The sequence below is a fragment of the Campylobacter lanienae NCTC 13004 genome, from assembly GCF_002139935.1.
Classification (GTDB): domain Bacteria; phylum Campylobacterota; class Campylobacteria; order Campylobacterales; family Campylobacteraceae; genus Campylobacter; species Campylobacter lanienae.
Window position 1 is genome coordinate 57942 of sequence record NZ_CP015578.1, and the last position, 26637, is coordinate 84578.

A 26637-nucleotide genomic window follows, 5' to 3' on the forward strand; every position below is an offset into this window, starting at 1 on the left:
TTAATCCTTACAAAGCGCTAAAAACTCATCTTCAAATTTGGTTATAAAGCCTATGATTACATCTTTTACCGCTGGAGCAAATACACAAATTGTCTTTCCATCTAGCATAAAGCAGATATCTTTTAATATTTGTAGATCTTTTTTGCTTCCTTCGCCTTTACAAATTCGCTCCACAACTCGCATTCCCCAGCCACATCCCTCACGACATGGGGTACATTGCCCACAGCTCTCTTCTGTGTAAAACTCAAGCAAATTCAAAAGCACCTTAGGCATACTGATCGTATCATCAAAAACCATCATACCGCCAGTCCCAAGAGCACTTTTATACTCCCATAAATTCTCATAATCCAAAGTAGCCTTCATAACTTCATCTTTGGTTAATACCGCAGCAGATGATCCGCCAGGGATAACGGCTTTTAGCTCTCTATTTTTCCATACGCCACCGCCAAATTCATTGATAAAATCAATCATTTTAGTCCCAAATGGCATCTCTTTAACGCATGGAGTATTCACACAACCTGTTACGGCAAATAGCAGAGTACCAGGGGATTTTGGGGTTCCTACGCTTCTATATTTTTCCCAGCCATTTTTAACTATGAAAGGCACGCTAGCGATGGTTTCGACATTATTTACCACGCACGCACTACCAAACAAAAAATCCGGCTCAGCTCTATTATGTGGTTTTAATCTAGGATGCCCCCTTTTGCCTTCAATACTCTCTAAAAGTGCGCTCTTCTCACCGCAAATATAGGCCCCAGCACCTTTACAAACTATAATTTCTAGGCCACGCCTCTCATCTTTGGATTCATTAATGGCTCTTTGGATACTTTGATACTCTTTCTCATATTCGCCCCTAATATAGATATAGGCTCTACACGCACCAAGAGCGTAAGCTGAGATTATGATACCTTCTATTAATAGATGGGGATCAAGATTGAAAATATACTTATCTTTACAAGTCCCAGGCTCGCTCTCATCGCCATTTACCACCAAATATCGTTTTTCGCTAGGCCAAGCTATCATATTTTTCCATTTGGTTCCACAATGGCCACCGCCACCGCCCTTGCCCCTTAATCCGCTTTTATCAATCGCATCTACTATATCCATTCTTGGCATTTTTAGAATTTCATCTAAATTCGCATATGCCCCATGAGCCTTAGCGACTTCTATTTTATTGGCATTAGGTATATCAAATCTAGCACTAACGACCTTCATTTTCTCTCCTTAGCCTTTCTATTAACTCCGTTATACTCTCTTTAGTCAAATCACCGATTTGCTCTAAATTTGATAACATACATGGCGCCTTCTCACAATATCCCAAGCACTCACTCTCCCCAAGGCTAAAAAGCCCATCGCTAGTAGTTTCACCCATCTTGATCCCAAGAAGATCGCTAGCGGCTTTTATCACTTCATCGCTGCCTCTTAATTTACAAGTTATGGTTTTACAAAATTTAAGCTCATATTTGCCTTTTTTGCTCTCATTAAACATAGAGTAAAAGCCCATAACTTCAGCAAAGAATATAGCCTTAATCCCAAGAGTTTTTTCTAAATACAATATATCTTCAGAGCTGATAAATCCCTGTCTCCTTTGTAAAATCCAAAGAGCTGGTAATACTAACGCCCTATCATCATCTACTTTGGTGCGAAGATTATTTAAGCCTTCTAGCTCATCTTTTGTAAATTCAAAACTCATCTATCTAGCTCCCCAGCAATTATATTTATACTACCTAAATTCAATATACTATCAGCGATCAAGCCACCTCTAACCATATCGCTAAATGCGTTTAAAGCATAGAAGCAAGGCGGTCTAAGCTTTAAGCGATATGGCATATTACCACCATCACTAACAATGAAAAATCCTAGCTCACCATTGCCCCCTTCAGTCGCACCATAAAAATGCCCCACAGGGAGCTTAATCCCATCAAAAATGATTTTAAAATGATTTATCAAAGCCTCAATATTGCCATATACTTCGCTTTTTGGCGGGAGAATTATATCTTTGTCTTTGATACAGATATCGCCATTTGGAATTCTCTTGATCGCTTGGCGGATGATAGAGACACTCTCTTTCATCTCATAAAATCTCACAAACATCCTATCATATATATCGCCACAGCTACCAACAGGGATATTAAAATCAAAGCTATCATAATAGTAATATGGCTTATCTTTTCTTAAATCATAATCCACGCCACTAGCTCTTAAATTTGGTCCAGTAAATCCATAGCTTAGAGCGTCTTGAGCGCTTATTTTACAGATATTTTGAACTCTATCTAAGAAAATTCTATTTTTTTCTATAAGAGTTAGAGTATCATCAAGACCCTTTTCAACCTCTTTTAAATAGCTCAAAAGCTCATCTTCCCAACCATCATAAAAGTCATGCGCCATACCGCCGATTCTAGCAAATGAATTTGTAAATCTAGCGCCAGTCAATCTAGATAAGAAGTTATAAATTTTCTCTCTAGGATTATATAAATACCAGTAATTTGTAAGCGCCCCCATATCCACAAACATAGCCCCAAGGCAAACCTCATGATCTATAATGCGAGCCAACTCACCCAAAATCACACGCATAAAAATCGCTCTATCAGGCAAGGTAACACCCAAGATATCCTCTACCGCCTTAGCATATCCGACATTATTTAGCATAGCAGAGCAGTAGTTTAGCCTATCGGTATATGGTATGATCTGGGCATAGGTATGAGTCTCACAAGACTTCTCAAATCCCCTATGTAAATAGCCAATTTCAGTTACACAAGCAGCTATTTTCTCACCATCTAAAGCCATAAAATTGCGTATCGTCCCGTGCGTAGCAGGATGTGATGGGCCGATATTTAAAAATGTATATTTGATTTTAAATTCATCATTTTCTTCACTAGCAAGACCGAGATTTAAGAGCTGATCTCTCATCTCATCAACCAAGCTATCACTTTGAGTTAGAATTTGATATTTATCAATAGGATAATCCTTTCTCAATGGATGTCCAATAAATTCTTTATGATTTAATATGCGTCTAAGGTTTGGATGATTATCAAATTTAACTCCATATTGGTCATAGCACTCTCTTTCAGCCCAATTAGCGCTTTTATAAATTTGACTAACGCTTGCTATGCTCTCATTCTCGTCAAGATCAACTTGAATAATAAAATTACTACCCTTTAAAGAGCTAAATATATAATACAAACTAAATCTTTTTGGATTGTTTAAATTCAAATTATCCACACAAGCAATATCAGCCAAAATCTCATATTTCATCTCATCACGAGCGAATTTAACCGCTTCAAAAATACGCTCTTTATCGATTATAGCCGTGATAATGCCATTATATTCAGAGATTTTAGAATTAAATTTAGATATAAACGAATTAACCATCTAAAAGCCCCTTAAAATCTCTATGGCGATCTTTGATACTACCGGCTTTTATCTTTTGTTGGATAGCTAAAATCGCATCGATTATCGCCTCAGGCCTTGGCGGACAGCCACTGATATAGGCATCAACTGGTATTATCTGATCTATCCCTTGAAGTGTGGTATAATTATCATAAAATCCCCCACTACTAGCACAAGCACCCATACTAACAACCCATTTTGGCTCACACATTTGATCATATATCTCTTTTAAAATCGGAGCTTGTTTAAATGATATTGTCCCCGCTACTATCATCAAATCCGCTTGACGAGGCGAAAATCGCATAACTTCAGCACCAAAACGGCTTAAATCATGCTTTGATGATACAGCACTCATAAACTCAATCGCACAACAGGCCGTCCCAAATATCATCGGCCAAAGCGAATTGGATCTACCCCAGTTAAAAAGCGCATCTAATCTAGTTAAGATTAGATCATTTTTGACTAAATTTTCTATTCCCATCTTAAAATCTTCTTCTTATAAATATAGTATAATCCCACAAGCAAAATAGCCATAAAGACAAACATCTCAACCAAAGCATAAAGGCCAAGCTCTCTAAGGCTCACCGCCCACGGATACATAAACACAGCTTCAATATCAAATATCACAAAGACAATCGCCACAAGATAGTATTTGACATTTATACTAGAATTTATCCCGCCATAGAAATTTACAATTCCGCTCTCATAAATTCGATCTTTTGAGCTATTGCTTTTGCCAGTTGGGCCAATCTTTTTGGTGAAATAAAAAGCCACACAAAGTGCTAAAATGATGAAAACATAGAGATAAAAACTCCATACAAGATTACTCTCCAAAGCCTTTTCCTTGAAATTTACTTTATTGATTTGGACGCAATTGTATCAAAAAGATCACCATCAATTCAATATCATAAAGAAATTAATTTTTTGTTTAAGAATATTATTAATAAATTTTATTATCTATCTAAATTTAGCTATAATTACTAATATTATAAATTCAAATTTAAGATCATAAAGCCTATAAATTCACACTTTAAAAGCTATCTTATTTAAAACTTAAATAAATTTATTAAATTAATTAAATTTGCTTTTATGGCTTTGTATTTAAATTAAATTTACATTATCACTTAAAAAAAGTAAAAATATAAGCTAAAATATTAAATTCCAAACTCAAATTCTAACAAATAGCCCAAATTCACCTATAATTTCTCCTTAATGTGTAAAATCGTAACATAATATAAATTTATATTTCTATTTTATACACTTTAAGGCTAGATTTGATTACAAATATGCTACAATCGCAAAATCAAAATAATTTAATCGGAGGTAACATGAATAAAAAGGTGTTAAGCATAGTTATCTGGGCGGCAGTCGTATTTTTGGCTGTGCTTGGATTTGCTAAATTAACAATAGATCGGGGTGAAACGGTAAATGCCCTGTGGTTTGTAGTCGCAGCTGTGTGTATCTACTCAATCGCGTATAGATTTTACGCTAAATACATAGCTCAAAAGGTCTTAGGCCTAGATGACAATAGAGCCACTCCCGCAGTAGTAAAAAATGATGGCCGTGACTTTGTCCCAACTAACAAAATTGTCTTATTTGGCCACCATTTTGCCGCTATTGCTGGTGCTGGGCCGTTAGTAGGGCCGATTTTGGCAGCTCAAATGGGTTATTTGCCGGGTATGATTTGGCTTGTTGTGGGCGTTGTGATTGCCGGTGCTGTCCATGACTTTGTAGTTTTATGGCTATCAACTAGAAGAGATGGTAGAAGCCTTGGCGAGATGATAAAAATGGAGCTTGGCAAAGGCGTAGGAACTATAGCAATGATTGGAATTTTAGGTATTATGATGCTTATCGTGGCTATTTTGGCTTTGGTGGTTGTAAATGCCTTGGCTGAATCTCCATGGGGATTATTTACCATTGCTATGACTCTTCCTATCGCTATTTTAATGGGAATTTGGATGAGATTTATCCGCCCAGGTAGAATAGGAGAGGCCTCTATATTTGGTTTTATTATGCTTATGTTATCGCTTTGGGGTGGTCATTATGTGGCCGCTGATCCGTATTGGGCTAATGTATTTACCATATCTCCAGTGGCTTTGACTTTCATCACTATTATCTATGGTTTTATAGCGGCGATTTTGCCTGTTTGGCTACTTTTAGCACCTAGGGATTATCTATCTACTTTCCTTAAAATCGGCGTTATATTTGCTATGGCGGTGATTATAATCTATTTAGGTTTGGGCGATTTTGCAGGTAATCAAAATATCCAAGTAGCAATGCCTATGGTTACTAAATTCACAGATGGCACAGGGCCAGTTTTTGCCGGTAAATTATTTCCATTTTTATTCATTACCATCGCTTGTGGGGCAATTAGTGGATTTCACGCTTTAATCTCTAGTGGAACAACCCCAAAAATGTTAGAAAAAGAGAGCCACGCTAAAATGGTAGGCTATGGCTCAATGCTTATGGAGTCAGCCGTTGGTGTGATGGCGTTAATCGCAGCTATCATCATAACCCCAGATCTATACTTCGCTATCAATGTCGCCCCAGCAGGTCTAGGCACTACAGAGGCTATAACAGCAGCTAGAAGTGCTGGTGAGGTCTTTGGTGTATTCCAAGGCGAAGCTACTCAAAGTTACTTAGCCGGTATCAAAGCCGCCGCAGCTAGCATAAATGCGTTTGCGGGAGATATTATCAAAATTACCCCAGAAATGATAGAACAAAATATCCTAGCTTTTACTAAAGAAGTTGGCGAACCAAGCATTTTAAGCAGAACTGGTGGCGCTCCTACATTTGCTCTTGGTTTTGCTGTGCTAATCTCTAAAATGCCAAGCTTTGAAGGCACAATGGCGTTTTGGTATCACTTCGCTATCTTATTTGAAGCTCTATTTATCTTAACAGCCGTTGATGCGGGTACTAGGGCAGGGAGATTTATGGTACAAGATGTTTTAGGTAACTTCTATAAACCAATGGCAAATATCAGCTCAATCCCAATGGGCTTAATAGCCACACTTCTATGCGTAGTTGGTTGGGGATCTATCCTATATATGGGTATCACAGACCCAACAGGCGGGGTAAAAGCACTATGGACGCTATTTGGTGTGGGTAATCAACTTCTAGCCGGCATAGCTTTGCTTTTAGCTGTTAGTGTATTATTTAAAATGAAAAGAGCCAAACTAGCTTGGGTTGTTATCGTCCCAGTAGCGTGGGTATTGATCTCTACTATGAGTGCCGGAGTCCAAAAGCTACTTCCAGCAAATGGTGATAGAGTCCATGACTCAGTAAGCCATGTCGCCGCATATCAAATCAATAGCCAAAAAGCCGCCGATCTAAGAGTCAAAATCGATTCAGGCACCCTAGATGACGCAGAGCTAGTAGCAGCCGAAAAAGCCTATAGCAGAGCTAGTCAAATCGCTAGAAATAACCTTATCAACGCTATTCTATGCGCTCTATTTATGGGTATTACGATAATTGTCTTGATCGCTACTTTAAGAGTCGTCGCTAGGGCAATAAGCGGCAAAGACCCTATAATCCCACTAGCAGAATCGCCATATCTCAATGCCAAAGATTATGAGGGCAAAGCCGGTTGTAACTCTCATCACTGCGGATGCGCTCACTAGGGGTAAGTATGCGAATTTGGAGTAAAATATCAGCATTTTATAAGAAAATTGATAGGTTTTCTCACTTATTAGTGGGGATGCCTAGCTATGATAAATATGTAGAATATATGGAGAAATTTCACCCAAATCAAACCCCAAAAAGCCAAAGAGAGTTTTTCAAAGAGGCTTTAGAGAAAAAATATGGCGCCGGCAGCTCAAGATGCTGCTAAGCTAAATTTGAGAAGTAAGACTACTTACTTCTCATCTATTAATACATTTAATCAACTCACTGAAATTCACAAGCCACACCACGCAAATTCAGACAAATTTAATGAACTCACACACGCCCCACCCAATCAAATATAAAATTTCAATGAAATATAACAAAATTATCACAAAATTCAAGACAATTAAATTATAAATAAAAGTATAATTAAATTCAAATAACATTAAATTTAATTATAATATATATTTTATGACATATTTTAAGTTTAAATTCATTTTTTTTTTTTTTTACAATAACGACCGAATTTCGCAATTTTTGGTTTATTTCCCGTTGCCTTTTAAGCATTTGAGTGAGATATCCTTAACTTTACACAAAGGTAAAATCATGTTTAACAAACTTAAACTTGGCACCAAGACTATCGCCTCTATAGTCTCTATAGTGGTATTTTGTCTAGCGATCATGAGTTGGGTAATCATCACAATTACCTCAAATTTACAAAGCGAAGAAGCTAAAAAGCTCTTAATCAACGCCTCTGACAGAGATGCGAATTTAGCGGATTCTTTCTTGTCTCAAATGTATGTAGCATTAGAGAGCAATGCTGCTAGTTTCGAGCGATTAATCCAAGATAAAAGAGATGAAAAAGAGCTAGAACATACTCTAATGGGAGTTTTGGATTCTGCTGGTGATGCTGTGTATGCGTATCTATATATCTTAGATCCATTCTACACACAAAATAGCACCAATCCAAATTTCAAGCTAAATAACTCAAATTTGCTAATCCTTCAAACAGACGATAATACAAAAGCCGTAGGTGGTGTAAGAACCATCAAAGCTGATGATAGATTTAGCGCATTAGATGGATTAAATAGAGCCATCCGCACAGGCCAAAGCGCAGTAGGCAATCCGTCAGTTATAAATGTGGGAAATTCAAATTTAGGTATCTTAGATATCAATATCCCATTAAAAAACAAAAACTCCCAAGTCATAGCCGTCCTAGGCGCAGTAGCAGATCTAAATACCATATCTAAGATTATGAATCATCCAGATAGACAGATATTTAAAGATTCTCAAATTTTTGTTATAAATGAAAATGGCATTGTGGCAGTAGATAAAGATAATAAATATATCTCAAAAAATCTACAAACCATAAACAAAGATGTAAGCGTCGCTCAAATAATCCAAGCCATCAAAAGCAAAGAATCAGGGATATTTGAGTATTACTCTGTAGCAGGGGTAAAAGAGATGGCCGCTCTAAGAACCATATCAATCGCTAGAGATTCAGCTACCTTCGGTATCATAGCAGCAGCTCCAGTATCATCTATATATGAACCAGTTAGAAAATTGATATTTTATAATATCATAGGCGTTTTGATAACGGCTATTATCATTGCTCTATTTATCTTTTACTATATCAATGTTGGTATCGTATTTAGAATCAACAATATTTCAAATTTGCTATTTGGATTTTTCAAATTCCTAAATCACGAGAGCAAAACCCCACCACCATATCTTCAACCAAAAGCAGAAGATGAAATAGGCAAGATGGCAATCGAGCTAAACCGCAATGTCCAAAAGATCCAAGAAGGGCTAAACCAAGACAATCAAGCAGTCAAATCCGCTATCCAAACAGCAAACGAAGTAGAAAACGGAAATCTAACCGCTAGAATCACTCTGAACCCAGCTTCACCAGAGCTATTAAAACTCAAAAATGTCCTAAACAAAATGCTAGATGTCCTAGAACAAAAAGTAGGTAGCGATATTAACGCTATCCAAAGTGTATTTGATAAATTCAAACAACTAGATTTCACAGTAAGGATAGATAATCCAAAAGGCGAAGTAGAGATAGTCACCAATCTACTAGGCGATGAAGTTACTAAAATGCTAAAAGCCAATCTAGAACAAGCCAACAACCTACAAAATAAAGCCGATGAGCTAAAAGGCTTTGTCGCATCACTAAACGAAGGCGCTAAATCTCAAAGCGAATCCCTACAAGAGAGTGCCGCAGCGGTTGAAGAGATGAGTAGCTCAATGAACTCTATAAATGATAGAGCTAGTGAAGTTATCAAACAGAGCGAAGATATCAAAAACATAATCACAATAATTAGAGATATCGCAGACCAAACAAATTTATTAGCCCTAAACGCAGCTATCGAAGCTGCTCGTGCTGGAGAGCATGGTAGGGGATTTGCCGTGGTGGCTGATGAGGTCAGAAAACTAGCTGAAAGAACTCAAAAATCCCTAGGCGAAATCGAAGCAAATGTCAATATCCTAAGCCAAAGCATAAATGAGATGAGCCAAAGTATCAGCGAGCAAACAACAGCTATAAACCAAATCAACGAAGCTATAGTAAATGTCGATGGTCTAACTAGACAAAATAGACAGATCGCACAAGATAGCAATATAGTAGCAAATGAAGTTGATAGCATAGCTGAAGTCGTCGTCGCAGAAGTCAAAAAGAAAAAATTTTAATTTAAGTTATTTTTGATTTATTTATTTTTTGACTTCGCTTTTATTTTTATTTCGCTAGAGCTAAAGCTAGTCTTGCGACCAAAGTTTAGCACTTTGGAAACGCACTAAAGCCCCACTTCGTGGGGTACTCCAGTTATCCACTCCAAATCTTTTTTAGCAAATTTGAAATTTTATTAAAAACTCAAAAGAGTTTTTAATAAATTAGTTAAATCTGTGCGAAGCGCAGCAACTTTAAAAGGCTTTTCCAGGGAGTTAGGGGTTGTTAAGGGGGAAGCCAAGGTGTTGCTATCTGCTATCCTTCGTAGCGTCGCAAACGATGATTTACATCGTTTTACTCTCACGCTACTCAGCTGCCAAAAAGCGCTCCCCTTCCCACTTAAATTAAATTATCTTTTACTTCGCAGGTTAGCAGAGTCTACCTTTGCGACAAAATTTTCGCAATAGCAAAATAACCTTAAATAGTTATTTTGCGGCGAAAATTTGGAATATGACCCATTTTCCCTTGACCCACCTAAAACCCCGCAAAACCAGCGAATGCGACCCCAAAGGGGTGGTTTCCTTTGAGCGAGGCACCTCATTTGATATTTAAAATTTTTAGTTTTAGAAAATTTGAATTTTAAATTTATTTTTTGTAGAGAATTTTTGAAATATGAGAGAAATTTAAATTATGTTGCAAATTTGGCTATGAATTTGATCGCCTTACTCTTTTGGCAAGGCTTATTTGCTTTTAGGGTATAAAGAGGCGTGATACAAGCAAAATCCCACTAAGGCTACTCCGCTTATGATATGTATAGTTTTGGCGGTTTTGTTTTTCATAAATAGCGCCGTCCCAGCAGTCGCAAGTAGGGTGCTACTCATACCGATTTTGGCGATTTCTCTTTTGGTTTCTAGGGTGATTTTGGGCTTTTTAATCTTGCTTATTTCGTTCATATTTTCTCCTGTTTTTGATCTTTTTATAGGCTTGAGAGCAAGTTTGAAGACTCAAAACCAAGCTCCCAGCCGCTGAAATTGCTAACAAAACGGGCATTTATCTATCCTTTTTTATCTTGATTCTTCTAAGAGCGTTTAATAATAGCGCTATTGTGGTGCCGTTGTGTGCGATGGCCGTTTGTATAGGTGAGAGTTTGCCTAAACTTGCTAGTATCAATATGAGTGAATTTACCCCCACTGTGACCTTAAAGCTATTATTGACTTTAGATAAACACGATATAGCAAGCTCTCTAGCATCGGCGACCGCTTCTATATCATCACGGAGTAAGACTATATCCGCACTTGCCTTGGCGATATCGGCACCTTTATGCATACCTATACCTGTATCGGCTCTGACTAATGCTGGGGCGTCATTTATCCCATCGCCTACGAAGGCGACCTTTTGACCTGATTTTTGTGCTTTTTGCATAATTTCATCTAGGATATGAGCTTTGTCTGTTGGGAGTAGCTGAGCGTAGTATCTCTCAATACCAAGCTCTTTAGCAATGCTACTAGCCTTGCTTTGGCTATCTCCTGTAAGCATTATAAACTCTTTTACGCCGCTTTTTTTGAGCCTTGCTAATGCTTTTTTGGCATTTGGTCTAATGCTATCTTTAAGTAGTATAACGCCTAGGAGCTTGCCATCAAATCCAATGTATAATGGAGTATCGCCGTTTATTAGTAGCTCTTCTATCTTGTTTTGATGATCTTTAAAGCTGATATTTTCATCATCTTCTAAGAAGTGTCTTGAGCCAATTATCACACTTTTTTTGCCTACTTCACTTTTAACTCCGTGGGCTACTATGAATGTTACTTCATCGTGATGAAAGTGATGAAAATTATCCTCTTTAGCAGCTTTTACCACCGCTTGAGCTACTGGATGGAAGTAGTGCTCTTCGATACTAGCGGCTAAATTTAATACTTGATTAGCATCCCACTCTTTGTGAAATGAATATACCTTAAGCACTTCTAAATCGCCATTTGTAAGCGTTCCAGTCTTATCAAAGACAAAAATTTCGCTAAGCTGAAGGCTTTCTAAGCTTTTAGCACCTTTTACTATTATTCCCTCTTTAGCAGCACTTGAGATGGCTGATTTAAAGGCTACTGGCGTTGTGAGCTTTAAAGCACATGAGTAATCAGCTTGTAATACACTTGCAGCACGGATAAGCTCTCCAGTCATAGCATAGCTAAGCCCAGCTAGGCTAAGGGTAATTGGGACTAGAGAGTCTGCCATTTTAGAAGCGGTTAATTCTTGATTAGAGCGTTCGTTTAGGGTGGATTGGATATAGGATTTTACGCGATTTGTAGCAGTCTGATCGCCTACAGCTTCAGCCCAAATCTTAATCTTGCCCTCTTGGACTATTGTACCGCTTAAAACCCTATCGCCACGACTTTTACTAGCTGGGGTGGCCTCTCCTGTCATTGAAATTTGATTGATTAGAGCCTCGCCATCTACTATATGGCCATCAATGTAGATTGTATCCCCAGCACCTACTACTACGATATTGCCGATTTGAATATCTTGGCTTGGGATTTGATTTAGCACTGGTTTGCCATTTATGATGGTTTGCACCCACGCCATACCGCCTTTTTGCTTGGATAGCTCTTTGATGAGATCATCGCTTTTATACATAGTTAGCTCTTCTATGTATTCTCCTAAAGTTAGCATAAAATTGGTTGAATTTGCCGCTTTATAATCTTTAAGATATAGCGAGATTGCCACCGCGGCTGCTTCAAGACTTCTTGAGGTTATCCCTTGGCTAATTGTCTCTTTTAATCCACTTTTTAGTAGTGGGAAAGAGGCTAAAAGGCTAAAAATCAAGCTTAAGCTAGGAGTAGTAAGAAATGGAGCAATGGCTAAAGCACTAGCAGCACGGACAACTTCAACTGAGCTTGGAATTTCACTTCTTAAGGCGATATAGCTATCTTTTTTATTTTTATTTTGGCTTTGAATTTCGTTTGAATTTAATATATTTATAATTTGATTTTGAATCTCATCTAATGAGCCACTATAGGTTATGATTATGCTTTTTATAATGCTATTTATCCGCACACTGCTTACTTCGTGGATTGAATCTATAGCCACTCTAAGTAGCAGTGGATCAGCACTGCTATGGTAGCTAAATCTAGCTCTATTTTTTGTTTTGTGTAGGAGCTTTATAGGCATATCTTACTCACTGGCTTCTGCTTTTGCATCTTCGTAACGCTCTTTTAACTCTTCTAAGCCACACTCAAAAAGCGTAGAGAGCTTGGCAAATCCTTTGAAAATGGCTCTTTGGGCGTTTTGGTTTGTTAGTATATATGTAGCGGCTGCACCGATTAGAGCTCCTTTTAAAAAGTCTCCACTTTTAGCACTGCCAAAAACTCCATCTAAAAAGCCATTTTGATTAGATTGATTGGCTTGTGTATTTTGATTAGTTTGATTTGGTGTTGTGTTTAAATTTTGAATATATGGATTGTTATTTATCATTATTTATCCTTTTTTGTTGATTTTGTAATGTTTTACACTCTTTTGGTTTTAAGAGATTTTGAGCTGCGTAAGCAAATGCCCCACCAATTGCGATATATGCACCAGCTTGTGCTATTTTGTTTATGGTGCTTTTATTAGGATCGCCAATGGTATTTGCTGCTGCAATGGCACAAGCACCGATTATAGCACCTTCTAGCGTGGATTTTAGCGTTGTTTGTATGGCTTGGCTTTTGGTGGTTTTGCCATCTTTGAATTTAGCGTATTGATATGCTCCACTCACCATAAACGCTACGATACCACCGCTTACTGCGTGACCGCTAATAGAGCGGGGTGTGCCTGTATTTATCATATTTAACTCCTTGGATTTTCAGCGTTTTGAGTGGTTTGCTTAGCTGTTGATTTGGTCTTTCTAGGCTTTTTAACCACTTTTTCCTTAACGCTTTTTAAAGTAGGACTATTTAAGAGTTTTAATTTTTTATCTAAATTTAACCCTTTGAAAGATTTTGCTATCTCATCTCTTTTGGTAAATGCAAATGCAATTCCCGCACCAAGTGCGATTCCAGCTATGAATGGTAGTGCCATTATTTACTCCTTATCTTTATTTAGCAATTCATTTGCGATAATCACCCCAAAGGCACCCATTATCGCACCTCCTATTAATCCATAATTTAACTTACCTAAAAACCCTTCTAATTCACCTTGGCTTAGTGAGCCATCTTTTAATTTATTTACCATTACAGAGGTTTCATCTAGCAAGGCTTTGCCTTGATTTAACTGCTCTAAAATTTTACTATTTTGGAGTGAGCTTAAAGAGTTTTGTAGTGCTGGAATATGATTATTATAACTATCAGCTTGAAGTCTGTAAAATGTATCTAGCACTTGTGGGTCGCTCTCATTTACGCTTAGAGTATTATATAGCTCTATACTAGCTTGTTCGTTTTGTAATGCGGTGGTGATGGCAATTTCTAAATTCGCTGGTGCGTTAAAGCTATATGGATTAGGTGGGACTGGTGCGTTTAGGGAATTTAGATGAAATATTAACGCATTTATATGATTTGCCTTAACCTCTAAAAGATTTGTAAATGGCTGTCCAAAGTCACTAGAAGCAAAATAGAAGCTATAGCCCTTATATTCATCATCTAAGGCTTTTAAAAGATTATCTACACTCACTTTATATCCTTTAAATTTTCATTTATTACATTTGCTATTTTTTCTAAATTTCGCCCATTTATAGCATCTTCCCACAGGCTTGGCTCAATGAGATTAGCATCATAAGAGATGGTTAGTGAGCCAATTAATTTATTAAATTTAATCTCCTTTATAGATGAGATTTTGCTTAATTTTTCCATTAGCTCTTTAGCGTCTATTTTGCTATCTTGGGCGGCGTTTTTTAGCTTTAAACTCGCACGAAGTCTAATCCTACCTTTAGAGTGATGAATGATGCTAAAATAAGTGCTTAAAAGCTCTAAATCACTTGGCTTTACTTGTAAATTGCTTAGCGAAATTTGACCATTTTGTTCCATAAATTACCCATTGTTGATTAATGTTGAAATTATATATTAACGATTATAAATCCAAACTTAAATTTATTAATTTTGATATTGATTTTCATATGATTAAATCAATAAATTTATAATATTTTAAATAATAAAAATTGATATATTCGTGCTTTAATTCATTATATTTATATAATCATTATCATATATATTTTGATAATATAATTATATTAATGTTGTATTTATATTTTGTTTATTTATAATTTTTGTTGTGATTAAACTGATTTGATGAAAATGGCTAGAACTTAGAAATTTAAAGTCTGAATTAATCCAAATTTGATATAATTAATCAAATTTTAAAGGATTTTTATGAAGATATTAAGTCTTGTTAGTAAGCTATCTTTACAATCTCCAAAGCTTGTTGGCGAGTTTAAAAATGATGAGATTATGGTTATTAGTCCGCTTGATGATGGTATAAAAGCAGAGTTTATCAAGTGTGAAATCGGTGCGATAAGCTATGTTTTGGCTCTTATCGGGCTGGAGTTTGGCTTTAGTGGGGAGTTTTGGGATGAGCTAGATGAGGGTGAGTTAAGCGGAGAGTCGAACATAGGAGAAGAGGAGTTACCGCAGATTTGCCAATTTATTAAAAATTGTGATACTTGTATAATCAGCGATGAGATTTTCGCAGTTAATGAGAGCAGTATAAAGGCGATTTTGTCGCTATTACAAGCTAAATTTGGCTTTAAAATAGTAAATTTAGATGGCGATGAGGTCGCATTAAGTGGCAAACTAACAAGGCTTAAAGAGATCCCAAACTACGATAATGCTGTGATATTTACCCACTCTTGCTGTGATGAGTTTCGTGCTGGGAGCTACTTTGGCATCGCAGCAAAGCTAAAAAATGGAGATGAAATTACCATACACTCAAGTCAAAAAGAGCTTAAAGCTAAGCTTTTAATAGACTCAAATATCAAAGGAACTATAGGATTTTTAGGCTTTGAAGGGGCAAAATATGGATTTGAGGTTTTGAAATTTAGCCGTTGATGGCTAAATTTTTATATACTCTACCACTTCAGAGGCTTTTAACCCATCTTTATGGCTTGGCACTCGCATTAATACCGCACCATTGCTAAGATTGCCTATGATGGCTGAACTTCCTATTTTTTTAGATTTTGTAGAGATTAGCAAGGTGCCATTTTCGTTGGTGATGGTAGCAGCGCTAAACTCTTCAAATGGGGATCTTTTGATATAGTCATCTTTTAAGATAGCTTTGAATTTATTCGTTGTATTAACCCCAAAAATTTGCTCTATAAACTCTTTGAAAAATAAGACACAAGTTACTATAGCCGAATAGGCAAATCCAGGCAGAGCAAATATAAATTTATCATTGATTTTAGCCACTTTGATATGCCTACCAGGCTTGATAGCTACGCCATCTATGATGATTTTCGCCTCTCTTGCTATCTCTTTCATAAAATCAAAATCCCCAACGCTAACTCCGCCAGTTGTGATGATGAAATCGGCTGAATTTAAAGCATTAAAGAGTGCGTTTTTGATAGCTTCTTTATCATCTTTGATAATTGGCATAATGATTGGCTCACAGCCCATATCTTTAAGCAAAGATGAGATAGATATGCTATTTGAGCTATAAATTTGAGCTTTATGCTCTTTTGTTTGGCCTATATCCAAAACTTCACTACCAGTGCTTAATATCGCAACTCTAGGTCGGGCTAAGACATTGATATAGCTATATCCTAATTCAGCCAAAAGAGCTAGCTCACAATATCCAAGTTTGGTGCGAGAGCTTAGTAGTAGCTCTGATTCTTTATAGCTTTCACCAACTTCTCTAATGGCAAATCCTTGCGATACAGGCCTAGTAATCTCTATATACTCACCGCTTAATTTGACATTTTCTATAGGCACGATAGTATCAGCTCCATCACAGACTAAGGCGCCAGTAAGAGTCTTGACACACTCATTTTCGCCTATATTTATATCATCGTTATCGCCGGCTTTAGCTAGGTTTATTACTTTGATTTTGCTATTTTGATTACTAAATTTAATAGCATATCCATCCATACTAGAAGTGGGGTAGGCTGGATATGGGGTTTGAGCTATAATATCACTAGCTAGTATCTTGCCAAGTGCGTTAGTTAGGGCTATACGCTCTATGGCTTTCCATTTTGGAGCGACACTTTTTAAGATTTGGATACTCTCATCATAGCTTTTCATCTGATACTCCTAAAATGGCTATAATCTCATCACGGCTAATTATTGTAGAGTTAAATTTGATTATATTTTGATTATTTTGATAGTAGCGATCGACTACTCCATCTACATTTTCTAATTTTGATAGATCTGCATTTGGTAGGTGGATAATTTTAAAAACTCTTGGATCGCTTAAATTTAGTAGTATTATCAGCCAAATAATTAGCAAAATACCCAAAACCACAGCCAAAGTAGCAATGCTATAACTATGTAATAAATATCCCCCAACTACCCCGCCAAAAAAGCTACCCAAATAGCCAAATGAGTTAAATATCCCAAGTGCTGAGCCTCTTTGGTTGGATTTAGCAAATTTACTAGCACAACTTTGCATAATTGGCTCATGAATATTAAATCCGATAAAAAATATAACCACAGATATGATAAAAATTAGCGATGAGTTTGCCACTCCAAACCCTATAAATGAAGCGATGAAAAGCACCACACCAATTAATAAAAGCTTTTTGCTATGCCCCTTTGCATCGCCTAAAAATCCAGCCATACCCATAGCCAAAAAGCCAAAAATCATAGAGATCAAATATACAATCCATAGATTATTACTATCATATCCTAGTGATTTTACTAAGACAATAGGGATAGCTACAAACGCACAGCTCATAACCATCTTTTGCATTAGATTGGTTAAATTCATTATGGCTAGATCTTTTTGTTTTAGTAGATTTATGAGTGGAGCTTTAGGCTCGTGATGGTGAATTTTAGGCTCTTTTGGCACTATGCTAAAGAGTAAAAATATAGAAAAAATAGTTATTATAATCGATAGATAAAATAGGCTAGAAAGTCCAAATTCACGGCTTAAAAGCGGACTAAGAACCATAGAGATAGCAAAGGCAATGCCAATCATTCCACCCATCATAGCCATGGCTTTGGAGCGTTTATCTTCGCTTATTAGATCGCTTATCATCGCAGTCGCTACAGCACCCACAGCCCCACAACCTTGTAGCAATCTACCAAGAAGCATTACATATATATCAGTTGCTAAAGCACAAATTAGTGAGCCAATTATGAATATTATCAATCCTATAAATATCATAAATTTACGCCCAAATCTATCGCTTAAACTGCCAAAAGGCACTTGAAAAATCATCTGTGTAATAGCATAAACCCCAATTGTAAGCCCAGCTAAAAACTCATTAGCCCCATCAAGCTCAAGAGCATAAAGACTAAGAACAGGTAAAATAATAAAAAGCCCAAAAAACCTAGAAGCTGCGATAAATCCAAGCGGTAAAACCGATCTTAACATCCAAAATCCTTAAAATTAAAAAAGAGCGATTTTATCACAATTAATATTAAACTCTTTTAAATTTATTTTGTAAAAAACTTTACGATAAATTTACATTTTTTACATTTTGACTTTACAACTATTATTTATAATTTTGCAACTTAAAATTCAAGGAGTTAAAATGGTTAAAAAATATCTCGTTGCACTATTTGTGCTATTTGGTCTTAATAGCTATTTATTAGCTGAAAATATCTATCCAATATCTAGAGAGATGGGCTCTGGGACAAGGGGAGCGTTTGTGGATATATTTGATGTTAAAAAGCAAGTTGGCAATAAAAAAATTGACGCTACTTCTAAAAAAGCTGAAGTAACCAACTCAACTGGAGTTATGATAACCACAGTTGCAAACTCAAAAAACGCAATTGGCTATATTTCGCTTGGCTCTTTAAATGATTCAATAAAAGCTGTTAAAATAGATGGAGTTGCTCCAAGTGTAGAAAATATCAATAATAAATCTTACTCTATTTTTCGCCCATTTAATCTAGCTATAAGTAGCGATAATATCTTAGTAAATGACTTTTTAGGCTACACTAGCTCAAATCAAGCTAAAAGCATAATCCAAAAAGCTGGTTATATCGCACTATATAATAATGAATTTAGCTCAAAAAAACCTAGCGGTAAGATCGTAGTTGCTGGATCTAGCTCAATTACTCCATTAATGGAAAAATTAAAAGAGAGCTATAAATCACTAAATCCAAAAGCAACTATAGAGATCCAACAAAGCGACTCTACCACAGGCATAAACTCAGCTATAGAAAAAATAGCCGATATCGCAATGGTATCAAGAGAATTTAAAGATAGTGAGCTAAAAAAGGGCTTAAAAACTCAAGTTTTAGCCCTAGATGGACTAGCTGTAATAGTAAATAAATCAAATCCAATCGACTCGCTAAGCAAAGATAGTGTTAAAAAGATCTTTGCAGGCGATATTACCACTTGGAAAAAAGTAAAATAATGCTTAAAGAGAGATTTTTTCAAGGGCTTTTTGCCCTTAGCGCTGGATTTTCTATCTTTGCTGTTGGCGCTATAGCTCTATTTTTGTTTTTTAACGCTTTTGCAACTATATCACAAATAGGCTTTTTGGAGTTTATTTTTGGTATGGATTGGTATCCTAGCGAGGAGATTTTTGGTATATTTCCTATGATTATTGGAAGTATATATGTAACGGCTTTGGCTATAGCCTTGGGTGTGCCTATTGGGGTTTTAAGTGCTGTGTATTTGGCATATTTTTGCCCTAAGAGATTAAAGGGGATTATTATGCCAGCTATTGAGCTTTTAGGGGCGATTCCATCTGTTGTTTATGGATTTTTTGGGTTAGTAATAGTCGTGCCTTTAGTGGCTAATATCTTTGGCGGTGTATCTGGAAAGAGTATTTTAGCAGCTTCTTTAATCTTAGCAATTATGGTCTTACCAACAATCATCTTAGTATCAAAAGCAGCTATTGAGGCCTTGCCTAAGAGCTATTATGAGGGTGCTTTAGCCCTTGGGGCATCACCTGAAAGAGCTGTCTTTTTCGCTATAGTCCCAGCAGCTAAAAGCGGTATTTTGGCCTCTGTGATTTTAGGCGTTGGTAGAGCTATTGGCGAGGCGATGGCTGTTATCATGGTAGCAGGAAACCAGGTTCAAATCCCACACTCACTAAGTGATGGAGTAAGAACTCTAACTACAAATATCGTGCTTGAGATGGGCTATGCGGCAAATTTACATAAAGATGTGCTAATAGCCAATGCGGTTGTGCTTTTTGTATTTATTTTGATTATAAATATTAGTTTTAGCGTTTTAAAAAGGGGTAAAAAGTGAGTAGGGACTATCTATCAATATTCTTGTCATTTTTGCTGAAATTTTCTATTTTTAGCGTATTATTTGTATTTTTTGGGATTACGCTTTTTATCTTTATTAAAGGTATTATCTATATCTCGCCAAGCCTCTTTGAGTGGGAGTATAATAGCACTAATGTATCATTGATGCCAGCCCTTATAAATACCATAAATATGGTTATTTTCTCTTTGGCTATTGCTATGCCACTTGGGATTTTTGGGGCGATTTATCTAAATGAATATAGCAAAAAAGATAGCAAAATTTTAAATCTCATTAGGGTTACTTCTGATACTTTGGTGGGAATTCCAAGTATTGTGTATGGGTTATTTGGTTATCTTGCTTTTGTTATATATTTTGGATTTAAGACTAGCTTTATAGCTGGGGTTTTAACGCTTAGCATTATGATTTTACCGCTTATTTTAAGAAGTAGCGAAGAGGCTCTAAAATCTGTCCCAATAGGTTATAAAGAGGCATCTTTGGCTCTTGGGGCTAGCAAACTTCGCACTATATTTGCTATCATCTTGCCTAGTGCTACAGCTGGGATATTAGCCGGTGTTATCCTAAGTATTGGCAGGATAGTTGGTGAGAGTGCGGCGCTACTTTATACCTCTGGAAGTGTAGCACAAATCGCTGGAGCGATGGACTCAGGGAGAACTTTAAGTGTGCATATGTATGCGATCTCTAGCGAGGGACTACATATAAATGAAGCTTATAGCACGGCGATGGTGCTTATTGTTATTGTATTTTTTATGAATTTTATCTCAAATTTTGTAGCTAAAAAGATTTTAAAGGATAGTTGATGAAAAAGTGCTTTGATATTAATAAACTAAATTTACATTATGGGACATTTCACGCATTAAAAAATATCAATATGGAGATTGCTAAAGGCGAAGTTACAGCCTTTATAGGCCCTAGTGGGTGTGGTAAATCTACATTTATCAAAACCCTTAATCGTATGAATGATTTAGTAGAGGGTTGTAAGATTGAAGGGGGGATATTGTTTCATGATAGGGATATTTATAGCAAAGATTATGATATAAATTTGCTTAGAAAGCGTGTAGGGATGGTATTTCAAAAGCCAAATCCATTTGCTATGAGTATATATGATAATATCACTTTTGGCCCTAAGACTCATGGCATAAAAGATAAAGATACCCTAGATGGCATAGTAGAAAAGAGCTTAAAAGACGCTGCTTTGTGGGATGATTTAAAAGATAGATTATATAGCTCGGCTTTAGGGCTTAGTGGCGGCCAGCAACAAAGATTATGTATCGCTAGAACCTTAGCTGTAGATCCAGAAGTTATCTTGATGGATGAGCCAACTAGCGCACTTGATCCTATATCCACGGCCAAAATAGAGGAGTTAGTCTTAAAGCTCAAAAAAGATTATACAATCATAATAGTAACTCATAATATGCAACAAGCTCACAGAATTTCGGATAAAACGGCGTTTTTTTTGATGGGCGAAGTGATCGAATATGATGATACAAAAAAGATATTTAACAAACCAAAAAACAAAAAAACTCAAGATTATGTTATGGGGAAATTTGGGTAAGTTTGCTATAATTTGGTAAATTTAAAGGAATTTAAGTGATCTATGTCTTAGAAGATGAAGGGGCGATTTTAGATCTTATTTGCTATGCTTTAAAATCCCAAAATATCCCAGTAAAAGGCTTTAGTCTAGCTAAGGATTTTTATAAAGCCTTAAAAGATCAAATCCCTCAAATTCTAGTGCTTGATGTTATGCTTCCAGATGGCGATGGATTTGAGATTTTAAAAGATCTTAAAAATAGTGCTAAATATAAAGATATTTGTGTTTTGATGCTTACAGCTCTTGATAGTGAGATAAATAAGGTCAAAGGCCTTGATCTAGGTGCTGATGACTATATCGCAAAACCTTTTGGAGTGATGGAGCTTTTGGCTCGTATTAGGGTGATTTCTAGACGCAAAGCCAAAGAAGAGCCAAATAGCGATATAAGCTTTAATGGATTGGAGTTTTCATATAAAAATCATATTGTTAAAGTTAATGGCAAGCCTTTGGAATTAACCTTAAAAGAATTTGAATTACTTGGGTTTTTATTACAAAATCCAAATCAAGTTTTTAGCCGTGATATGCTTTTAGAGATGATATGGGGCTATAGCTATGATAAAGAGAGTAGAACGATAGATATGCATATTAAAACACTAAGAAAAAAGCTTGGTAATATGTCAGATATGATTAGGACAATTCACGGAGTTGGTTATAAGTTAGTAAGAGAGTAGGATGCAAAAAAGGGTATTTTATTTCATTATTTTTTCTACATTAGCACTAGCTTTATTTATCAATATATTTTTGATATTTTCTATAGAATCTGTGCTTAAAAATGAGCTTTTTGATAGATTGAAAAATTATGCTTATAGCATTAAAAGTGAGGTTTTATCATCTATCCAAAATGGCTCTATACAAAGCTTAAAAGACCTAGATGAGACTTATAGAATTAGCATAATTGACCAAAATGGAGTTGTGATATATGATAATTTTGCCAATAATCTAAATTTGGATAATCACAGCAATAGAGCCGAGTTTAAAGAGGCGATAGAATATGGAGAATCCACAAATATACGCTATTCTAATACACTTTTAAAGCGAAATTTATATTATGGGCTTAAAATCTCTAATGAAAAAGGGGAATTTGTTTTAAGAATTTCAAAAGAACAAGATTATCTATATGCGATATTTATGAGCTTTATACCTTATATTGTTGCTGAGATTATAGCGGTGCTGATATTTTCATTTTTATTAGCTAAATACCTTACGCATATAATTTTACGCCCAATTTACAATATAGATTTAAAGAATTTAGATGAGAATTTACCATATCCAGAGCTTAGAGTTTTGATAGAAACTCTCAAAAAACAAAACAAAATTATCAAAAGCCAATTTAAACATCTAAAACAAAAAAGACAAGAGCTACAATCTCTAACCAAAGGTATGAAAGATGGCCTTATCATCATCAATCGCTCCGGAGAGATACTAAGCATAAATCCAAGCGCTCAAAAATACTTTGCTAATTTAGCCAAACATACTAATATATCTCAAATTCAAAATGATCTATTTTTAAAGCTTTTATTACAAAATTTAAGAGATTTCAAAGATGGCAAGATATCTTGCGAGATAAGAGAGCAGATAGTGTTTATGCAAGAGACTTTGGTGGAGTGTGAGATTGTCTTTTCGCCGATTTTTTCGCAAAAAGGCAAATTCAAAGGGCTAATTATCGTTATTTGCGATATTACAGAGCTTAAAAGAAACCAAAATTTAAGCAAAGAATTTAGCGCTAATGTAACTCACGAGCTTAAAACCCCGCTAACTTCTATAATGGGAAATGCCGAGATGATTAGAAATAATCTTGTAAAAAGTGATGATATTCCGCATTTTATAGATACAATTTATAATGAATCTAAAAGATTATTACACCTAATAGAAGATATTTTGAAATTATCATTTTTAGATGAATCCCATACCAAAAATATCCCATTTTCCAAAGTAGAGCTTAAAAATCTACTCTTAAAAGTCTATTCTAACTTAAAAAGCGTAGCCAAAAAATATGATATTGAGTTTAAATTTGAGCTTGAAGAGGCCTATATCCACGGCTCAAAAGAGCTATTAGAACACGCTATTTTCAATCTATGTGATAACGCTATTAAATACAATCACCCAGGTGGCTATGTCAAAATCAAGATAAGAAATTTGCAAGATTGCGTAGAGCTTAGCATTAAAGATAGTGGCATAGGAATTGAGCCAAGCTCACAAGAGCGGATATTTGAGAGATTTTATTGCGTGGATAAAAGTTATAGCAAAAAAGTAGGTGGCACAGGATTAGGACTATCAATAGTTAAATCAGTTTTAAATATGCACCACGCCAAAGTAAAATTAAAAAGCCAAAAAGATATAGGAAGTGAGTTTATAATCATCTTTCAAAAATCTTAGTTAAAAACCACTAAGCAAATTTAAATAAATTTCAAATTAATATCCAAATTTTATCGGTGTATTAGCTTTTTTAAGATACAATTACCCCATTTGTATAATCAAAATCACAAGGAAAATTATGGACGAAAATAAGAAAAAAAGTCTTGATTTAGCCCTTAAACAGATAGATAAAGCTTTTGGCAAGGGGACTATTTTAAGACTAGGAGATAAGGAGATTGAGCCTATTGATAGTATTAGCACCGGCTCAATAGGTCTTGATATCGCCCTTGGAATTGGTGGAGTACCAAAGGGTAGAATTATCGAAATTTACGGCCCTGAAAGCTCTGGTAAGACCACTCTTACATTGCATTTGATAGCTGAATGCCAAAAAGCTGGTGGCGTGTGTGCTTTTGTGGATGCCGAGCATGCTTTAGATGTCAAATATGCCAAAAATTTAGGTATAGATACTGATAACTTATATATATCTCAACCTGATTTTGGCGAACAAGCTCTTGATATTGTAGAGACTCTAGCTAGAAGTGGGGCAGTGGATCTAATCATAGTTGATAGCGTAGCAGCACTCACGCCAAAAAGCGAGATAGAAGGCGATATGGGAGATCAGCATGTAGGTCTTCAAGCAAGATTAATGAGTCAAGCCTTAAGAAAGCTTACTGGTATCGTCCATAAAATGGGAACTACGGTTGTATTTATCAACCAAATTCGTATGAAAATTGGCGCTATGGGTTATGGCACGCCAGAGACTACAACAGGCGGTAATGCGCTTAAATTCTACGCTTCAGTTCGCCTAGATGTCCGCAAGGTCGCCACACTTAAGCAGAGCGACGAGCCAATTGGAAATAGAGTTAAGGTAAAAGTAGTTAAAAATAAAGTAGCACCACCATTTAAAGTAGCTGAATTTGATATAATGTTTGGCGAGGGAATCAGCAAAGAAGGTGAGATCGTAGATTATGGAGTTAAGCTAGATATAATCGATAAAAGTGGTGCTTGGTTTAGCTATGAAAGCACCAAAATAGGCCAAGGTAGAGAAAATGCCAAGGCGTTTTTAAAAGAGAATTTAAATATAGCCGAAGAGATCACAACTAAAATCCGTGAAAATATAGGCGATAGCATGATGAGTAGTGCAGATGATGAAAATGAAAGCGAGGAAGAGTAATGCCAGTAATTAAAGATATAAAAGCGATAGAAGTTTTGGATAGTCGTGGAAATCCTACGATAAAAGCCTTCGTAACACTATGCGATGGAAGCACAGGCTCAGCAATAGTCCCAAGTGGTGCTAGCACCGGTAAAAGAGAGGCTTTAGAGCTTAGAGATGGCGGAGAAGCATATGGTGGCAAGGGCGTTTTAAAGGCTATTAAAAATGTAAATTCAATGATAGCAGAAGAGCTTTGCGGTAAAGACGCTTTAAACCAAAAAGCGATTGATGATGCTCTAATCGCACTAGATGGTACTGATAATTTTAGCAAAATCGGTGCTAATGCAGCTCTTGGCGTATCCATGGCAGTAGCTAGAGCGGCGGCAAATTCGAGCAAACTTCCGCTATATAAATATCTTGGCGGGGCTAATGCTTCTATTCTTCCTGTGCCGATGTTTAATATCATAAATGGCGGAGCTCATGCTAATAATAGCGTGGATTTTCAAGAATTTATGATTATGCCTTTTGGTTTTAACAAATTTAGCGATGCTCTAAGAGCTGTAGCAGAGATATATCAAACACTTAAAAAATTATTAAATGACGCCGGCCATAGCACCGCTGTTGGTGATGAGGGTGGATTTGCGCCAAATTTAAAAGACAATGAAGAGCCATTAGAGTTAATAACTCAAGCTATTATAAAAGCCGGATATAAACCAAATGAACAGATCAAACTAGCTCTTGATGTCGCCGCTAGCGAGCTATATGATGGTAAGGTCTATAAGCTAGAAGGCAAGGAATTTACAAGTCAAGAGATGGTAGAAAAATACGCAAAATTGTGCGAAAAATATCCGATAGTATCAATTGAAGATGGCCTTAGCGAAGATGACTGGGATGGATGGAGAGTGCTAACAGATAGGCTGGGAGATAAAATTCAATTAGTTGGCGATGATCTATTTGTAACAAATGAGAAGATTCTAAAAGAAGGAATCCAAAAAGGCATAGCAAACGCAGTATTAATCAAGCCAAATCAGATTGGCACAGTTAGCCAAACTATGCAAACAGTCCGCCTAGCTCAAAGAAATGGTTACCACTGTATAATGAGTCATAGAAGCGGTGAGAGTGAAGATAGCTTTATAGCTGATTTTGCTGTAGCTCTAAATACCGGCCAGATAAAGACAGGCGCCACAAGCAGAAGCGAAAGAAACGCAAAATATAATCGCTTATTAGAGATTGAGTGCGAAACAAGCGAATATCTAGGCGATAGAATTTGAATCCAATTTTGGTCGAGCTAGATTATAAAAAATCTAGCTCATTTAGAAGAGTTGTCGCATACTTTTTGCTTATATTAGTTACGATAATATTTGCTATTTATGTTGGCAATGTCTTTTTTGGCAGTCGCTCAGCATCTGTCTTATATGATCTAAAAGAGCAAAAAGATAACTTAAATAGCGAAGTAAAGAGATATCAAGAGTTAAATTCAGCTTTACAAAAAGAGTATTTTGAGTTAATCGGGCTAGACCCAGATAGTTATAAGTGAGT

28 protein-coding genes and 1 pseudogene are annotated in these 26637 nt (G+C 36.1%); 15 read left to right on the plus strand and 14 right to left on the minus strand.

From position 1 onward, the window contains the following. The 5 genes from nuoF to CLAN_RS00310 are packed head-to-tail and all read right to left on the minus strand — an operon-like array spanning position 1 to position 4224. On the minus strand, positions 1 to 1215 hold the full coding sequence (gene nuoF / locus CLAN_RS00290; protein WP_096024469.1) for an NADH-quinone oxidoreductase subunit NuoF: 1215 nt from the start codon (positions 1213 to 1215) through the stop codon (positions 1 to 3). Further along, entirely contained in the window at positions 1202 to 1693 is a 492-nt protein-coding gene (locus tag CLAN_RS00295; RefSeq protein WP_086228674.1) for an NADH-quinone oxidoreductase subunit NuoE family protein, read from the minus strand. The genes nuoF and CLAN_RS00295 overlap by 14 nt, the downstream gene beginning before the upstream one ends. Next, a complete protein-coding gene (locus CLAN_RS00300; protein WP_100590287.1) occupies positions 1690 to 3372 on the minus strand; it encodes an NADH-quinone oxidoreductase subunit D in 1683 nt (560 codons plus the stop codon). The genes CLAN_RS00295 and CLAN_RS00300 overlap by 4 nt, the downstream gene beginning before the upstream one ends. Beyond that, complete coding sequence (locus tag CLAN_RS00305; RefSeq protein ID WP_086225610.1) at positions 3365 to 3871, minus strand: NADH-quinone oxidoreductase subunit B; 507 nt, start codon at positions 3869 to 3871, stop codon at positions 3365 to 3367. Before CLAN_RS00305 ends, CLAN_RS00300 begins: the two co-directional genes overlap by 8 nt. Further along, the gene (locus CLAN_RS00310) at positions 3862 to 4224 is read right to left on the minus strand and encodes an NADH-quinone oxidoreductase subunit A (RefSeq protein ID WP_086234956.1); all 363 of its coding nucleotides are present in this window, start codon (positions 4222 to 4224) and stop codon (positions 3862 to 3864) included. Before CLAN_RS00310 ends, CLAN_RS00305 begins: the two co-directional genes overlap by 10 nt. A 494-nt stretch (positions 4225 to 4718) precedes the next feature. Between CLAN_RS00310 and CLAN_RS00315 the strand changes: the two genes are divergently transcribed. From CLAN_RS00315 to CLAN_RS08460, 5 genes and pseudogenes are all read left to right on the plus strand, one after another. Beyond that, entirely contained in the window at positions 4719 to 7010 is a 2292-nt protein-coding gene (locus tag CLAN_RS00315) for a carbon starvation CstA family protein (RefSeq protein WP_100591030.1), read from the plus strand. A gap of 8 nt (positions 7011 to 7018) precedes the next feature. Beyond that, positions 7019 to 7219 carry a KCU-star family selenoprotein gene (gene kcuS / locus CLAN_RS00320; RefSeq protein ID WP_086268283.1) on the plus strand — a complete coding sequence of 67 codons (201 nt, stop codon included), beginning with the start codon at positions 7019 to 7021 and terminating at the stop codon, positions 7217 to 7219. Continuing rightward, positions 7191 to 7355: a hypothetical protein gene (locus tag CLAN_RS08245; RefSeq protein WP_167368910.1), complete on the plus strand. Its 165-nt coding sequence runs from the start codon at positions 7191 to 7193 to the stop codon at positions 7353 to 7355. Before kcuS ends, CLAN_RS08245 begins: the two co-directional genes overlap by 29 nt. 1402 nt (positions 7356 to 8757) lie before the next feature. Next, a pseudogene (locus CLAN_RS08455) lies at positions 8758 to 8946 on the plus strand (hypothetical protein); the annotation flags it as partial. A gap of 147 nt (positions 8947 to 9093) precedes the next feature. Continuing rightward, positions 9094 to 9684: a methyl-accepting chemotaxis protein gene (locus CLAN_RS08460; protein WP_096029462.1), complete on the plus strand. Its 591-nt coding sequence runs from the start codon at positions 9094 to 9096 to the stop codon at positions 9682 to 9684. A gap of 717 nt (positions 9685 to 10401) precedes the next feature. Here the strand turns inward: CLAN_RS08460 and CLAN_RS00330 are convergent. From CLAN_RS00330 to CLAN_RS00360, 7 genes are all read right to left on the minus strand, one after another. Continuing rightward, entirely contained in the window at positions 10402 to 10614 is a 213-nt protein-coding gene (locus tag CLAN_RS00330) for a hypothetical protein (RefSeq protein ID WP_096019575.1), read from the minus strand. A gap of 97 nt (positions 10615 to 10711) precedes the next feature. Further along, positions 10712 to 12820 (minus strand): heavy metal translocating P-type ATPase, encoded by a 2109-nt coding sequence (locus CLAN_RS00335; RefSeq protein WP_100590289.1) that lies wholly within the window; start codon positions 12818 to 12820, stop codon positions 10712 to 10714. A 3-nt stretch (positions 12821 to 12823) separates the two neighbouring features. Beyond that, complete coding sequence (locus CLAN_RS08365) at positions 12824 to 13123, minus strand: hypothetical protein (protein ID WP_086238070.1); 300 nt, start codon at positions 13121 to 13123, stop codon at positions 12824 to 12826. Continuing rightward, positions 13113 to 13472: a magnetosome protein MamC family protein gene (locus CLAN_RS00345; protein WP_086238071.1), complete on the minus strand. Its 360-nt coding sequence runs from the start codon at positions 13470 to 13472 to the stop codon at positions 13113 to 13115. Before CLAN_RS00345 ends, CLAN_RS08365 begins: the two co-directional genes overlap by 11 nt. 2 nt (positions 13473 to 13474) lie before the next feature. Beyond that, entirely contained in the window at positions 13475 to 13705 is a 231-nt protein-coding gene (locus CLAN_RS00350; RefSeq protein WP_086238073.1) for a hypothetical protein, read from the minus strand. A gap of 3 nt (positions 13706 to 13708) precedes the next feature. Next, on the minus strand, positions 13709 to 14293 hold the full coding sequence (locus CLAN_RS00355) for a ferritin family protein (RefSeq protein ID WP_086242653.1): 585 nt from the start codon (positions 14291 to 14293) through the stop codon (positions 13709 to 13711). After that, a complete protein-coding gene (locus CLAN_RS00360) occupies positions 14290 to 14646 on the minus strand; it encodes an HMA2 domain-containing protein (RefSeq protein WP_100590290.1) in 357 nt (118 codons plus the stop codon). Before CLAN_RS00360 ends, CLAN_RS00355 begins: the two co-directional genes overlap by 4 nt. 342 nt (positions 14647 to 14988) lie before the next feature. On the opposite strand from CLAN_RS00360, the gene CLAN_RS00365 reads away from it, so the two are divergent. Beyond that, entirely contained in the window at positions 14989 to 15663 is a 675-nt protein-coding gene (locus tag CLAN_RS00365) for a hypothetical protein (protein WP_100590291.1), read from the plus strand. 3 nt (positions 15664 to 15666) lie between these two features. Here the strand turns inward: CLAN_RS00365 and CLAN_RS00370 are convergent, their stop codons facing one another. Then, the gene (locus CLAN_RS00370) at positions 15667 to 16851 is read right to left on the minus strand and encodes a molybdopterin molybdotransferase MoeA (RefSeq protein WP_100590292.1); all 1185 of its coding nucleotides are present in this window, start codon (positions 16849 to 16851) and stop codon (positions 15667 to 15669) included. Further along, complete coding sequence (locus tag CLAN_RS00375; RefSeq protein WP_086238086.1) at positions 16838 to 18145, minus strand: MFS transporter; 1308 nt, start codon at positions 18143 to 18145, stop codon at positions 16838 to 16840. Before CLAN_RS00375 ends, CLAN_RS00370 begins: the two co-directional genes overlap by 14 nt. 160 nt (positions 18146 to 18305) lie before the next feature. On the opposite strand from CLAN_RS00375, the gene CLAN_RS00380 reads away from it, so the two are divergent. The 9 genes from CLAN_RS00380 to CLAN_RS00420 all read left to right on the plus strand — a co-directional run bounded on the left by CLAN_RS00380 (position 18306) and on the right by CLAN_RS00420 (position 26635). Continuing rightward, entirely contained in the window at positions 18306 to 19136 is an 831-nt protein-coding gene (locus CLAN_RS00380; RefSeq protein WP_100590293.1) for a substrate-binding domain-containing protein, read from the plus strand. Next, positions 19136 to 19981, plus strand: coding sequence for a phosphate ABC transporter permease subunit PstC (pstC, locus tag CLAN_RS00385; RefSeq protein ID WP_100591031.1), 846 nt, complete (start codon positions 19136 to 19138; stop codon positions 19979 to 19981). Before CLAN_RS00380 ends, pstC begins: the two co-directional genes overlap by 1 nt. Then, positions 19978 to 20799 (plus strand): phosphate ABC transporter permease PstA, encoded by an 822-nt coding sequence (gene pstA / locus CLAN_RS00390; protein WP_100590294.1) that lies wholly within the window; start codon positions 19978 to 19980, stop codon positions 20797 to 20799. Before pstC ends, pstA begins: the two co-directional genes overlap by 4 nt. Next, positions 20799 to 21554, plus strand: a complete 756-nt coding sequence (gene pstB, locus CLAN_RS00395) for a phosphate ABC transporter ATP-binding protein PstB (RefSeq protein ID WP_100590295.1) — start codon at positions 20799 to 20801, stop codon at positions 21552 to 21554. Before pstA ends, pstB begins: the two co-directional genes overlap by 1 nt. 35 nt (positions 21555 to 21589) lie before the next feature. Further along, a complete protein-coding gene (locus CLAN_RS00400; protein ID WP_086233894.1) occupies positions 21590 to 22261 on the plus strand; it encodes a response regulator transcription factor in 672 nt (223 codons plus the stop codon). Between the two features lies 1 nt (position 22262). Further along, entirely contained in the window at positions 22263 to 23966 is a 1704-nt protein-coding gene (locus CLAN_RS00405) for a sensor histidine kinase (RefSeq protein ID WP_100590296.1), read from the plus strand. Positions 23967 to 24084: 118 nt separating this feature from the next. Beyond that, the gene (gene recA / locus CLAN_RS00410) at positions 24085 to 25119 is read left to right on the plus strand and encodes a recombinase RecA (RefSeq protein WP_096013822.1); all 1035 of its coding nucleotides are present in this window, start codon (positions 24085 to 24087) and stop codon (positions 25117 to 25119) included. Beyond that, on the plus strand, positions 25119 to 26369 hold the full coding sequence (gene eno, locus CLAN_RS00415; RefSeq protein WP_100590297.1) for a phosphopyruvate hydratase: 1251 nt from the start codon (positions 25119 to 25121) through the stop codon (positions 26367 to 26369). The genes recA and eno overlap by 1 nt, the downstream gene beginning before the upstream one ends. Beyond that, the gene (locus CLAN_RS00420) at positions 26366 to 26635 is read left to right on the plus strand and encodes a hypothetical protein (protein WP_096029736.1); all 270 of its coding nucleotides are present in this window, start codon (positions 26366 to 26368) and stop codon (positions 26633 to 26635) included. Before eno ends, CLAN_RS00420 begins: the two co-directional genes overlap by 4 nt. Positions 26636 to 26637: the final 2 nt, after the last annotated feature.